We start from the raw sequence: 13,916 nt of genomic DNA on the forward strand, positions 1-13,916 counted from the left end.
TTTGTAATATCATCATATTGAGTGTGTTGAAAAAAGTGCCTGGCCGTTTCTTAAAATGTTGAGATTTCTTCAACAGTCAAGTCCATTTCATTGAAGGAGTGAAGATGAATGAACAAAAACTGGAATAATCCTGATCTTGGTTCCACCATAAAAGCACTCTTGAAGGAACGTTCCTTGTCCATGAGAAAGCTTAGTGCCTTAACCGGTATAGATACAGCAACAATTTCACGGATAGTGAATGGCAAACAGGCAGCTAAGCCGGACCATTTAAAAGTCTTCGCCCTGCATCTTGGAGTCCCTGTAGAACGGTTATTCCAAGCTGCCGGTTATGATGTTGGAACTAATAAGACCAGTACAGAAATTGGAATCCATACTTCCATTAACAGAATTAAGGAAGTGCTTCAGTCCTCTAATTTCTTTGATTATGAGCTTACAACCGAACTCGTTCAGAAGGAACTTTTTAAATACGAGCAGTATGCCTTAACGGAAGAAGGCCAGCGGGTTATCCATAATGAATTCTCCTCAAAAGTAGAGAAAGTCAATGGTTCGGGGCCGTTCATAGACGAATTAAGGCAGATGCACGAATTATTTTGTTCCCGGGAAGTTTCGCAAGATACAAGGGCAATTGCGGGCAGTGCTCTGCTTTATTTTATTTTGTCCGCTGACATTATTCCCGATTACGTCTTCCCTATTGGTTATCTGGATGATGCCATCGCCGTCCAAATGGTGCGCAACCGATTATCCGAGGAGTCTTCGTAAACGGAAACCCTCCCATAATAGAGGCTGATCATGGTGAATCCTTACGCTCATTACTAATCCCATTGCAATCATATTGGTAAACAGGGAACTGCCACCATAACTAATGAAAGGAAGGGATATGCCCGTTAATGGAAGTATACCAATGTGCATTGCTATATTCTCAAATATTTGAAATGTGAACATGGAAATAATACCTACTATCAAGTAAGTACCGGAGAGATCCTTACATTGTATGGCAATCTGGATCATCCTGTAGATGAAAATCATGTAAAGCATTAAAAGGATCGATGAACCTACAAATCCAAACTCCTCTCCTATGACTACAAAAATAGAATCTGAATAATCATAGGGAACGAATCCTCCCTGAACGTAGCTGCCCTGTAGATACCCTTTCCCATACAGTTCACCTGTTCCTATTGCTATGATAGAATTGCGAACATGCCAGCTCTTATCTGGATTACTGGAAGGATCTAAAAAGGTTTGAATACGATCCATTTGATGGGGTTTTACGAATTTGGACAACAATTCCGGGTTGCTTGAATGTAGAAGGATGATGCCGCTGATGATCACGGTTAAAAGAGCTGCCCCTAAAGCCAGGTGTGCCACCTTTAAATTTCCTATCCAAATCATTCCTAAACAAATAGAAACCAGGACTAACGCCGTTCCAAGATCGGGCTGCTTGAATATCTGGTAAAAAGGGATAATAGCCAGGACTCCTAGGGGGATAATATCCTTAATAAACCTTAATGGCTGCCCTTCCCTCCTGCTCAAAACATGAGCCAGCACAAGTATTAGTAGTATTTTCATAAGTTCGGATGGCTGAAACTGAAAACTCCCGATTCCGATCCACCGTTTTGAACCATTTATAGATTGTCCCATTACCTGAACTAAAAGCAAAAGTCCAATTCCGATAGTATAAAACAAATAAGAAAAAGAATGGATGATAATCCGGTAATCTGTAAAGGCAACTACAATAAAAGGAATAAAAGATGCAGCATATAAAATTATGTTATTTATGTGCAGATTACCAAAATTGCCCCCGGTAGCAGCACTATAAATGACAAGCGTGCTAAAAAAAATAAAACAACCGAGAATGAACATAATGACAGGATCAATTTTTTTCAATTTGCGAATCATGGTGTAACCCTCATCTCTGTACAAATGATTGTAGGCAACAAAAAACTCCCATCCGTTTGGCGGAGTTTTCCTGCTTTATTCGGACTTGTCACCGTTATTTAAGAACAAATCATACTTTCCGCATTACCTGTTAAAACAAGGGCATGATGGGTTAGAGCTTGAAGAATATCGGGACAAACAAAACTTTCCCTCCCGGCGGATTTCCGAATATGATTAGCGCTATTACACGAGTGACCTTTCATAGCTATTCCTCCTCTTTTCATCAAAAAACCCCCGGAAAAACTCCAGAGGTACACAAAAAAGCCTGTCCGTTCCCCCTGGTCTGGTTTTAGCACTATACAACGTAAAGAGTAGAAGCATCTCTTAGCCACCTTAGAAAAAGCCTTAATCCGACAATTTCTGTTCTACCCGTAGGTATCTCTCGATATTTCCGGGCAGTGGCTTTTGTTTGTATAGGAGCCTCACCTAACGAGGATATCTTTTGTTTTTTATACTATCATGCATTAGATACTATTTTACTGAAACGAAATACCTATTTCAAGTCACTTCCCCTTCGGGTTCGCCAGAACGGAGACCTGCTTGCCGTTAACCTGAATCCCTGTTCCCTTTTTGTCCGGCATCCGCCAAATCGCCGAGAAGCTCCTCCAACAGGGCTTTTCTCATATAAATAACGTCTGCTCCCGTCTATCAACATGTAATTCACTAAGGAAGAATCCTCTCGATCAGCCTATTACAACTGATAGGGGTTTCATTACTTTTTTTGTGACTTTTGTCTTCCAAGGCTATGCCTTGATACATCCGGGTGTCGTCCCCCAATACTTACGGAATACCTTGATAAAATAACTCACATCCTTATAACCAAGCTGATAGGCCGTTTCCTGAACTTGGCAGCCTTCCATCAGACACATTCTTGCCTGCTCCATCTTTCTCCCCAGCACATGCTGGGTAAAGGTTTTGCCCGTTTCCTGCTTAAACAGGCGGCTAAGATAAGAAGCATTCACATACAGTCTGTCCGCCACCGTATCCAAAGTCAGATCCTGGTCTATCTCCCTCTCTACTAGTTCAAGGATGGTTTTTACCGTCTGGTGACGTACGGTTTTCCCTTGACTATGTCCGTAGGCCACAATGCTGCGAATGGAGTCCTCAAGCCAATTATAAATATGATCGGGTGTTTTCAGAAGATGAATATTTTGAAAAAAGACCGCATGTTTCCCTACTACTTCTTGAATCCGCCATCCTTGCTTATGAATGAACCGGATTAAGAAACTGGAGAAATACATCACCTGCTCATGGACAGCTTCCAATCCGTTCAGCATGCTCTGACTATCTCTCCATACAGATTCCAGAACTTGAAGAGCACGGCTTTTATCCATAGTATAAAGAGCTATTTCCAGTTCTTTTTCATAGGGAAATGAAATAGCAGGATTATCGGCGGGCGAGCTTCGGACACCCTGGTACGGAAAGGCAATACCACCCCCATAAATCTTCCGGCTCTGGAGTGCCCTGCAAGCTTCCTTATATAATTCATGCAAGCTGTCCAATTCACCTGCTTTACTGCTGATTCCCGCACTAGCCGTCACCTTCAGGCTTTGCTGAATAATTGACAATAGCTTTGAAGTAGTGGAATGTACACCTAGGATAAAGTCCCCACTCCCTTCATTTTTCGGCGCGGTAAAAAGAAGAATGGTCATCCCGAAGGCATCACTGCATACTCTGCATGATTCTGTATCCATCCATTCCTTCGCTACACTCATAAGTTTGTATCTCTTTGGGGGGCTATTAACATTGTTGGTACCCGGTTCTTGATCCACTGCTTGGTCTATATCAATAACGGCAACCGCGTACTGGTTCTCCCTGCTAAGATTCAAGCTTAGCTCCCTGTTCAATTGTTCCCGTTCCGCAGCCCCATAACAGCCCTGAAGGATTTGAATAAAGGCATTATTTTGAAGAGCAGGCAGATTCTCCTTCCATTTTTGCTGCAAAACAGCCATATTATTTCTCTTTTCCATGATTCTGCGAAGCTCCTCCGCTGCTCCAAGCACCGCCTGCAGGATTTCGCGATCCCCGGCCGGCTTCAGCAGATATTTGAAGACGCCAAGTTCAAGGGCTGTCTGGGCGTATGCAAAATTATCATGGCCACTTAAAATAACTGTAATAAGAAGCTTATCTTTCTCTAATATTGTCTTAAGCAGAGTAAGTCCGTCCATCCCCGGGATTTGAATATCCAGGAGCAAAATATCCGTTTTTTTCCGTCCCACATATTTCAAAGCCTCATTTCCGTTGGCCGCAAGTCCAACCACCTCTATCCCATGATCTGACCACGGAATATGATGAGCCAGGCTGCTTCGTAATCGGGGCTCGTCTTCCACAATCAACAGGTTCATGCTAATCGCTCCTTCCCATCCATAATGAATTCGCTCTTACACGAATCAAGAGGAATAAAGAGGGTTATCCGGGTTTCCACGCCTTCTTCGCTTTCTAACTGCAAATCTGCTTTTGGGCCATACATCATTTTAAGCCGGATTAAGACGTTTCGCAGACCATATAAATCTTGGATCGTCCGCTCCATGTCATGAAGAATGGCTGCCTTGTTTTGTGCCAGTGAGCCAAGCTCCTGCTGAATATAATCCAGCCGCTCCCGGTTTATTCCATCCCCGTTATCTTGGACTGACAAAACGAGATATTCTTCCTCCAGATAAGAGGAGATGATCAGTTCTCCTCCCTCCTGTTTTCTCTCCAGTCCATGAAGCAGTGCGTTCTCAACTAACGGCTGCAAAAGCAGTTTGTAAACAGGAATGGTCTTGCTTTCCTCCTGGATCTGATAAGAGACCGTAAAGCTGTCCAAGAAGCGGATTTGCTGAACTCTTATGTAATAATGAAGGTGAGAGATTGTTTCCTCAACCGTAAAAGCTTCCTTGCCCTTATTTAAGCTAAGACGAAAAAAACGGGATAAATTCAGAACCATCTCGCTGATCTCCTCCGCCTCGTAATTTTTTGCCATCCAGTAAATGGAGTCCAGGGTATTGTATAAAAAGTGGGGATTGATCTGCGATTGGAGAAACTTTAATTCCGTGTTGGCAAGCCTTAATTGCTGCTCATAATAATCTTCAATTAAATGTTTCTGATGACGGGCCATCTTGTTATAAGTTTTCATCAGATAGCCGAACTCATCTTTCCGTGTTGTATCCAGCCTCAGATCATAATTCCCGGAACTCAGTTCTTTCATTCCGTATGAAAGCCTGTCAAGGGGAGAGGCAATCCTGATAAAAACCCACCAGGATAAAATAAGGGAAAGCAAAACACTTATGACTATAATAAGATACGTATACGTTCTGACAACACCGGTTTGTCCGTAAATTTCCTGTTCCGGTTGGAGCATCACAAGAGACCATTTATAAGAAGGCAGCTCAGCCTGAATCCGAAGCATCCCTTCTTTTTTCACATTTATGAATCCCGTGCCGCTATCCGGCTGGTCCGATCCGGTTATAATGTTACCGTCCTTTTCAAATAAATACAGATGAGTTCCTGCTGAAGGCAAAGCCGACAGGATTAATTCGTTAAGCTTCTTTTTGTTTAAGGTAACGATGAGAAGATTAGAATGCTTACTCCAGGCGGATAAATCCATGGTTCGCACCAGGGACACCATTTCAGAGCCTGACAGTTCACGGAAAGTCGTATCCTTCATGATTTTCTGGCTTGGGAGTACATAAGTTCCTCCGATTCCACTGGACAAAGCTAGTTGTTCATATACTTCCTTCTGATCTGCCAGTGTTATTCTTTTTGCTCCGTTTTTGGTCGAGACGACTGTACCCGATTTAGCATGATAGACGGAAATTTCAGACAGTATCTGGCTGATAGAAGTAACATGCCACAGCCGGTTAAGTATTTCCGTGAATTGGATAATGCTTTGCGGGGTCAGTTCAGGCCCGGCCTGATCCAGCATTTGCAATAATGTTTTATCCAAAGCAATCATTCTCGAAAGTTCTTCCACATTTTTCAAGGTTAAATCCATATGGGCAGCTTGCGAGTCCAAATTATTCTGGGCCTGTGACAAAGTCTGGTCCAGTACGATCTGCCTGGAACGGTCATTGGCATATAAACTGACAAAAACCAGGGGAAGTAAAACGAGCAGAAAGGAACTGGTTAGGCGAATTTGGGTGCTGCGAATATATTGGTTATACAGCCATCGGAAAAATCTCATCATAAAACCTCATTTGTTTAATCCCTGATACCACTCATTCACTTCCCGTGTTATGGCATCTCCCCCTTTTTCTTTCCACTCCTCCACATAACGGTCAAATTCGTCCAAAGGTACCGCCCCTACGATGATCTTCGTAAAAACACCTTGTAAACTATTCAAAACAGACATATTTGACTCCATGGATGGAGTAGGGGGACCAGTATAAAGATTCTCGATCAAATTCTGTTCAATGATTTGCAGATTTTCATACAATCGGAAATGTTTGCCATATGAATGCAATCTTGTTTTCAGAAGAGGATCGGCCACTTGTACCAAGGAAGTAAACATTTCCCTGTACAAATGTTTATCATGTTCTTTGAAATCAGTTACAATTTCCCCGTTTAGACGTTTCCACACCTCATTTTCAAATCCGAATATTAAGGTATGTCTTCCTTCTCCCGCAATAAAATTCAGCATTCGAATGACTGCTTCCCCATGTTTGCTGTTAGCAGGGATGACCTGATAAGATTGGACCGGAACAGTGGCGTAAACTCCCTTCTGCCCTTTTTTTCCTGTAGGATATTCAAGAGGAATCCATTCGGCATGAGGTTCTTTTTCTATATTTTTGTCTATAGGACCGCGAGTATCATACCAGGTTGCAGAAAAAAGCCCTATTTTCCCTTCCTCAATTTTTTGTGCAAACGCGCTGTTATTGTTCATTGGAAAATCAGGATCCAGCCACTTGTTTTTATAGAGCTTTGCGAAAAAAGCCAACGCTTCCTTCATCTCCGGGAGAGTATTCGAATATACTAATTTCCCGTCTCTTTCCGTCCATTGATTTAATTGAATTCCGAATGCACCAAAAAAGGGGGCTGACCGGTAAAGACTGTGCATCATTGATAGTCCGTATGTATCCTGTTCACCGCTGCCGTTAGGATCCTGGGTGGCAAAAGCTTCAATGACTTTCTCGTATTCCTCAATCGTAACTGGCGGTTCAAGTCCCAACCGGTCCAGCCAATCTTTCCGGACATACATCAGTTCCAATCCTTTGATTAGATTTTGGCTCGGAATCCCATAGATTTTCCCGTCAATCCGGACCTTGTTCCAGACGGAACCGGGAATATGCTTTTTTAAATCAGGGCCGTAACGGTCTATCCACTCGTCCAGCGGTTTTAGCCTCTGTTCTTTCACCTGGTTGGCAATCCAAATTTCAGAGGCGGCATTGATCATATCAGGAGTATTATCGGATGAAATGATGTTGTCCAATGCTTTCTCGTAGCCTGTAGACGGAAGAATACGGACATCCACTTTCAAATTTGTATGATCCTCTATGTATTCCAAATAGGGGTTTTGATTCTCGCTTAGTCCCTCAGGAAAAGTGAAGCCGAGACTCTTCACAAGAATGGAGACAGGTTCTTTTCCCGCAGCTTTTTCCGGCATTCCCCGATGCAATGTGTCCTTGGAACCTGCACATGACGATAACAAGCCGATCACACTACAATAATACACAATGAGCCGAATAATTCGAGTCAAATGTCTGCCATTCATAAAGGCAGCTCTCTTCTGACCAAGTATAGTTGTCATCCTCCTTCCTATGAACATAGAATGAATCAATGAAACCGCATATTCCAAAAACTTTTTCATGTATATAATACCATATTTATTCTTTTTATGACTATTTATTGCTTTTATATTCATTTTTTGTACCTGTTTTTATATAAAATTCATAGTTTTGTCGCCTAAACACGCTTAAACATTGAGTAAACAGTCAGTAAAAGCTTATAATGGAAATACTATTATGGTTAACTATTCCAAAAAACAAATTGCTACTTAAACAAAAATTTAGGATGTCTGCCGATGAAACAAACTTCACAACACCCCCGTTTTTTCCGCATGACACGCGAAGTGATACAAGTTTGGAAATATTCGGGGCGCTCTTTTCTTCTTTTTGAATTTGTATTCAAACTTCTTACAATAACCTTATTTGGCCCGTTTTTTTTTGTTATGTTCCATAAAATTCTTGCTCTGGGCGGTTTTCAGGCTGTCGCAAACCAGGACCTGCTGCGTTTTCTGATCAGTCCATACGGTCTATTAAGCTTGCTGATTCTCTGTCCTTTTGCCTTTGTCCTGATCTATGCGGAATTCGCTGTACTTATCTATTTGGCTTATTACGGCATTCAACGAACAAGAATAAGTATCAAATCTATCCTTTTGCTGGTGGTTACCCGTTTTCCTAAATTATGGGGCCTTGGCTTTATTGGCGGAGCCTTTTATTTAATTCTTTTATTCCCCCTTTTCAGTGAGGGGATTGGAGCATCTCTATTACCCGGGCTTCGGATTCCCGGTTTTATTACGGGGGAACTCAGTAAAACAACCTTAGGAACACTTGCACTGACTCTTTTTCTTGCCTGCGTTGTCATTTTAAATATTCTGTTTATCTATGCCTTGCCTATTCTTGTTCTGGAACCGTTCAGTAAATTTTCGAAAGTCTTTCGTAAGAGCATCCGTCTTTTCTGGGAAAGCAAATGGGTATTGATCCGGACCGTACTCGAATGGCTGTTCGTTTCCCTTTTCTTATTGTTCATCACCATTATCTTGCTGATAGGTACTGTGATGGCCGGTATCACTTTTTATAAAAGAGAATTTTCCACACTGGAAATCAACTTTGCTTTCAGCAGCGCATTTTATGGGCTTACGCTTCTCTCCACTCCACTTTTTACTACGGTGATTACCTGCTTATATGCCAGATATGCGGACCAAAAGGATATACAAGTTCCTTTAAAATCCGTAGACAAGGAAGTGAAGGAAGGTCAGGAAAGGAACAAGAGCTTCGTACGCCGTCATGTCAATAAGCTATTGACTTCCGGGCTGGTGCTTGTACTAGGCTGGGGAATAGCTGCCGTATGGACGGATTGGGGGGAACAGCAGGAAGATTGGCTAATCATGGCCCATCGCGGGGACGTTCGTTCCGGAATTGAAAATACTATGGAAGCTTTCGAAGGTGCTATCCGGGCCGGAGCTGACTACATCGAATTGGATGTGCTGCAAACTGGAGACGGAAAATTAGCTGTCATTCACGATCAAAATCTGAAGCGGTTATCCGGAAAAAATGTAAACGTGTATGATTTAACTTTAGAAGAATTGCAGCAGATTACGTTAAAACAGGGCGGCTTTTCAGGAAAAATCCCCTCATTGGACGAAGTGCTTGATAAGCTGCCGAAGAGAATTAAACTGAATATTGAACTTAAAACACATGGTTATGAACATAATTACGTAGATACTTTCGTTGAAACATTGCGCCGTCATCATGTGGAGAACAACAGGATAATCGTACAAAGCCTGGAATATGACCTGGTTGGGCAGGTCAAGAAGTTGGTTCCGGAGCTAAAGGTGGGTTATATCATCTTTGCCACCTTTGCTGATCTGGGCCGCTTCAATGCCGATTTTTACGTGGTGGAAGAATCGTTTGTCAATGCCCGGCGGATTGCCTCTGCAAAGCTGGCAGGAAAACCGATTTTTGTCTGGACCATCAATACGGAAGAAGCGGTGGAGCGATATTATACGCTCGGAGTAGATGGAATCATTACGGATATAACAGCAGAAGCCCGTGCTGTTATCCGGGATTTAAAAGAACCGGTCAATCGGGAACTCCCCTAGGACCGGCTCTTTTCAAGCTGCAGTAAATCTGTCTTCATTTTCAGTCCTCCCCTATAACCTGTCAGCGTCCGATTTTTGCCGATGACACGGTGGCAGGGAATGGCAATAAGGACAGGATTGGCTCCAATTGCTGCCCCAACAGCACGTGCCGCGCCCGGTCTCCGAATCAGTTCGGCAATGTCGGAATAGGCATAAGTAGATGCGTAAGAGAGCTCTTGAAGCGCCTTCCAAACCGTAAGCTGAAATGGCGTTCCATGCAGATCCAGGGGAAATGTAAAATCGCTCCTTTCCCTCTCCAAATACTGAATGAACTGTTCTTTATACCGGTTCATCCGGTTATCGTCCCGTTTTAATTGCGAATGGGGGAGGCGCATTTCAGCCCAGCGCTGCAGCCCTTCCCAGGACGAATCTCCGGACTCTACATAACAGAGGCCCTTTGAAGTTGCGGCCAAATGCAAATTCCAGTTTCCCCTATTCAAATGGGTCCAATAAATATAGCTAAGACGGTTGTTTTCCATAGCTAATCCCTCCATTTATATTCATTTCTCCGGATTTACACTGCCGATACTCGGTTGGCGTACATCCTCAGGAAGCTTATGAGCGTCCGGTTTGCACCGTTTGCAAAGGCGAAAATTTTCACTTGTTCATAAGCCCATACCTTTCGTTCAGAAGTTCATGCCCTTTATAAAACCAGTATACCTTCTGACAAGCAAACATGTAAGGACACCGGAATGGAAAAGCAAGAATGCAAAAGTTCCGGTATCCTTACAAGTTTTTAACCGATTTTTCTCACGACCAGTTCAAAGATATCCTGCTTGCAGTTGGAGCATCCCCGGTTTTGAAGGGCCTCGATGGTAGGTACTTCTCCGGCGGCCCCGACGGCAACCTGCTGATTGCAAGTCTTGCACTCGTATAAACGCAGCGTCCGCTTTTTCTCTCCTGTATATATCGCTTCCCTGAACGAATCGCTAATGGATGGTTTGGTCAAATCAGTTGTGTTTAGTATAATCATCTGCCCCTGGTTGGCGATTATTTCTGCCCCTTCATATTTATTGAAATGGGGAATAACTTCTTTGGTCATAAGTCCCATCTGTACGAACTCCCTCTGCATGGCAAGCATAAAGTCCGGTGATTTATGGGAATAGGATAAAAAAACAGGCAGCCCCTTCTCATGCTTCAATGCGCTAATTCCTCTGGAAACAAACAAAGACATTCCTTCCATCGTATAAGGCGGATCTGTGAAGAAACAATCATACCTGTTATCGATCTCCCCGAAAAAGGGCTCTCTAAGATCATGATGGTGACACCGGACCGGTAATCCTTCCTGTTCTGCCAGCATGCGGATATAATCCAGGAAACGGTCATCTATATCGGTAACATGGATCTCCGTTTGCGTAAGAATCCCATCCGGAAATAATTGTTTTAGAAGCAATCCCAGTGAAATACTAACCAGATCATCGTCCCCTACTTAGAGAATCCGCTTTCCGATCAAGGCATAATGTTTGAGACACAGAACGGCCCTGTTCAGACTGGTGTGCATTTGGATTGATCTATTTGTACATCAACCTGAGGACGGGTTTGAAACACTTGCAGAGCATCCCCGATCCATAAAAAAAAGACAGAAGTGAACACCGAGTTCATCTCCTGTCTTTTGATCCATGATAAAAACAAAACCGTGCAAAAACACGACAGTCGCAATCATATCTATAGATGGAAGCCCGTGTTCTTAACTAATTGGTTAACCCTTCCTTAGGCATACCTAAAGAAACCACATAAAAGCGGCTTTTTAAAAAAACAGTGGAATCTATATCATTACTCAGATTTTCCATCCAAATTAGTACAGTCCATCAACAGTTTTGTGTAATGGATTCAGCGGGTTAACCTATTCAATTTGATTAGTTAAGAACAAACGCGGACATCAAGACATCCCCTCAATATGTAAATTGTGTATATTATAAAATAAAACCGGGAAAAAACAACTTATCCATCATGAAAGAAAGAGCAAGATAGCAAAAGACAAAGCAGCCTTCTTTATGGTAAAATTAAGAAGATACCCTTTATTAGCGGAAAACAGGAGGTTTTGCCATGGATCAAACGATAAGTCTCAAGGTTCTTGAAACATTCACCTTTGATCAGACTATCGGGTACCTGTCCCGATCCGAAAGTGAATGCATGTATCACATTGAACAAGATAAGATCTATAAACTAATCTCCTTGCCAGAAGAGGAAACCCTTGTTGAAATCAGCACATCAATGTCGTGTATAAAATAAATGCAATTACCACATAATACCACCGTATCCAAAATAGTTATAAGGAGGACGGCTATGTATAACACATCCATAACCCAGCAGGTCCAGCAGTGCGATCAGATTATCCATCAATTGATGGACCAGACACAGCGCGCCTCGGGAATGTATCAGCAATTGCTTCAACAAGAACAGCAAAATGCAATCCGGCTTCAGGAGTTGGCACAAAGGGAGCATCAGGCTGTACAAATTATCCAGACTGCCCTGCAAGGCCACCAGTTGGCCATGCAGCAAATGCAGCAAGCCTCTCATCTTTGCCACCAGCTGCAACAAACTGTGCAAACAACCCAAACCGTAACTGCGGGCCAGCACTATCACACTGATGCTGCTCAAACCGGTTATCAGAACAGATATCAATAGGAAATAGGCAAAGCGCCTTGACGAATGTTCAAGGCGCTTTGCCTGTTGTACGGTCTCCGTATTCATAGTCCCATTTGGCAGCCAGGCCCGGCTGCTCCGCAAGCACAGCCTTAATTTCTTCCTCCGGAAACATCCAAACGATTGTTTTGGTACATTATCTGTTGCTTATGAGACCGGTAATGTCAGTACTGAACTCTTGTTTATAGAGATTGGACTTAGGACATGCCATCCCCTTGTTCGGGGAGTCAACCGGAATTTATTTCCAATTACTTTGTTCATTCCGGCATTCACTTAAATCTTACAGTTTTAAACATCAAACTCCTCTGGAAGCTCATGGATAAAACCAAAATAATGACAAATAATTTGTGCAATTCGATGTGAAGCTTTTCCATCACCAAATGGATTTTTGCTGTTTGCCATTTTTTCATAAAACTCTTTCTCGAAAAGCAGTTTATTGGCTAATTCAACAATCTTTCTCTCATCGGTTCCAACAAGAACAACTGCTCCAGAGTCAACTGCCTCCTGGCGCTCTGTCGTATCACGCATCAGAATTAACGGTTTGTTAAAGACCGCAGCCTCTTCTTGCAATCCACCCGAATCACTCAAAATAAAGGATGAGCACGACAAAAGGTTAATCATATCCGAATAATCCAACGGATCTAGCAAAAGAATGCGCTCGTGACCGCCCAGGATGGAGATTGCAAGTTCTCTTACAATTGGACTTCTGTGCATCGGGTAAACGATCTTTATATTTACATTGTTGTCTGCAATTTTTTTGATGGCTTGAAATATTTGTCTCATTGGCTCTCCATAATTTTCTCTACGGTGAGCAGTAACAGTAATAATGCGTGAGTTTTTAACGTCTAAATCATTTAATTTGCACTCTTTAAAAGAGTAACGTTCTTCATACGTTTGTGCCGCGGCATCCACAGCCGTTTGGCCCGTTACAAAGATTTGTTTTGCATCGTAGCCTTCCCGAATTAAATTTAATTTGCCAACTGTTGTCGGAGCAAACAATAAATCTGATACTGTGTCGACAACTTTTCGGTTTACTTCCTCTGGCCATGGCGAGAATTTATTGTTTGAGCGAAGACCAGCCTCAACATGACCAACCGGGATTTTGTGAAAAAAACCTGCAAGCGCTCCTACCATCGATGTTTGAGTATCCCCATGAACTAGAATCAAATCAGGTTTCTCATCATTCAAAATTTCATCCAATCCTAACAAAGCAGAACTTGTAATATAAGACAGGGATTGATTTGGTTTCATAATGTTTAGATCAATATCGGGAACAAGACCAAAGCCTTGCAGAACCTGATCCAATTGTTCACGATGCTGTCCTGTAACTACAATTTTGGTTTCAAACCAATCTGAATAGCATTTAAGCTCCTTTATTACCGGGCACATTTTGCTAGCTTCCGGTCTGGTTCCGAATATGACCATTATTTTTTTACGCGTATTATTCATATTTAAACCTTCCTGACTGAGATAATAGATTGATTGCTTCTTTAGAAGC

11 protein-coding genes and 1 riboswitch are annotated in these 13,916 nt (G+C 42.5%); of the genes, 4 read left to right on the forward strand and 7 right to left on the reverse strand.

The features are described 5' to 3' along the window. The first annotated feature begins 108 nt into the window (after positions 1 to 108). On the forward strand, positions 109 to 759 hold the full coding sequence (locus BXP28_RS05730) for a DUF1232 domain-containing protein (protein ID WP_023484218.1): 651 nt from the start codon (positions 109 to 111) through the stop codon (positions 757 to 759). Here the strand turns inward: BXP28_RS05730 and rodA are convergent. The 4 genes from rodA to BXP28_RS05750 form a co-directional block, all read right to left on the reverse strand. Continuing rightward, complete coding sequence (gene rodA, locus BXP28_RS05735) at positions 739 to 1,896, reverse strand: rod shape-determining protein RodA (RefSeq protein ID WP_024094024.1); 1,158 nt, start codon at positions 1,894 to 1,896, stop codon at positions 739 to 741. The genes BXP28_RS05730 and rodA overlap by 21 nt on opposite strands. A gap of 307 nt (positions 1,897 to 2,203) precedes the next feature. Beyond that, a riboswitch (M-box (ykoK) riboswitch) is annotated at positions 2,204 to 2,376 on the reverse strand. A 302-nt stretch (positions 2,377 to 2,678) separates the two neighbouring features. Further along, positions 2,679 to 4,280: a response regulator transcription factor gene (locus BXP28_RS05740; protein WP_023484219.1), complete on the reverse strand. Its 1,602-nt coding sequence runs from the start codon at positions 4,278 to 4,280 to the stop codon at positions 2,679 to 2,681. After that, positions 4,277 to 6,097 carry a cache domain-containing sensor histidine kinase gene (locus BXP28_RS05745; protein ID WP_174567574.1) on the reverse strand — a complete coding sequence of 607 codons (1,821 nt, stop codon included), beginning with the start codon at positions 6,095 to 6,097 and terminating at the stop codon, positions 4,277 to 4,279. The genes BXP28_RS05740 and BXP28_RS05745 overlap by 4 nt, the downstream gene beginning before the upstream one ends. 9 nt (positions 6,098 to 6,106) lie before the next feature. Next, a complete protein-coding gene (locus BXP28_RS05750; RefSeq protein ID WP_036656678.1) occupies positions 6,107 to 7,624 on the reverse strand; it encodes an extracellular solute-binding protein in 1,518 nt (505 codons plus the stop codon). Between the two features lie 309 nt (positions 7,625 to 7,933). On the opposite strand from BXP28_RS05750, the gene BXP28_RS05755 reads away from it, so the two are divergent. Further along, positions 7,934 to 9,733 carry a glycerophosphodiester phosphodiesterase gene (locus tag BXP28_RS05755; protein WP_023484222.1) on the forward strand — a complete coding sequence of 600 codons (1,800 nt, stop codon included), beginning with the start codon at positions 7,934 to 7,936 and terminating at the stop codon, positions 9,731 to 9,733. Here the strand turns inward: BXP28_RS05755 and BXP28_RS05760 are convergent. Together BXP28_RS05760 and BXP28_RS05765 are read right to left on the reverse strand one after the other, a co-directional pair. Continuing rightward, positions 9,730 to 10,251: a methylated-DNA--[protein]-cysteine S-methyltransferase gene (locus tag BXP28_RS05760; protein ID WP_036654291.1), complete on the reverse strand. Its 522-nt coding sequence runs from the start codon at positions 10,249 to 10,251 to the stop codon at positions 9,730 to 9,732. The genes BXP28_RS05755 and BXP28_RS05760 overlap by 4 nt on opposite strands. A 257-nt stretch (positions 10,252 to 10,508) precedes the next feature. Next, positions 10,509 to 11,165, reverse strand: a complete 657-nt coding sequence (locus BXP28_RS05765; RefSeq protein WP_023484224.1) for a bis-aminopropyl spermidine synthase family protein — start codon at positions 11,163 to 11,165, stop codon at positions 10,509 to 10,511. 653 nt (positions 11,166 to 11,818) lie between these two features. Here BXP28_RS05765 and BXP28_RS05770 point away from each other — a divergent pair. Beyond that, complete coding sequence (locus BXP28_RS05770) at positions 11,819 to 12,004, forward strand: hypothetical protein (RefSeq protein ID WP_036654294.1); 186 nt, start codon at positions 11,819 to 11,821, stop codon at positions 12,002 to 12,004. 54 nt (positions 12,005 to 12,058) lie between these two features. After that, positions 12,059 to 12,400: a hypothetical protein gene (locus BXP28_RS05775; RefSeq protein ID WP_023484225.1), complete on the forward strand. Its 342-nt coding sequence runs from the start codon at positions 12,059 to 12,061 to the stop codon at positions 12,398 to 12,400. Between the two features lie 306 nt (positions 12,401 to 12,706). On the opposite strand, the gene wecB is transcribed toward BXP28_RS05775, so the two are convergent. Beyond that, entirely contained in the window at positions 12,707 to 13,867 is a 1,161-nt protein-coding gene (gene wecB / locus BXP28_RS05780; protein WP_023484226.1) for a non-hydrolyzing UDP-N-acetylglucosamine 2-epimerase, read from the reverse strand. Positions 13,868 to 13,916: the final 49 nt, after the last annotated feature.

It is taken from the genome of Paenibacillus larvae subsp. larvae (assembly GCF_002003265.1).
GTDB lineage: Bacteria > Bacillota > Bacilli > Paenibacillales > NBRC-103111 > Paenibacillus_H > Paenibacillus_H larvae.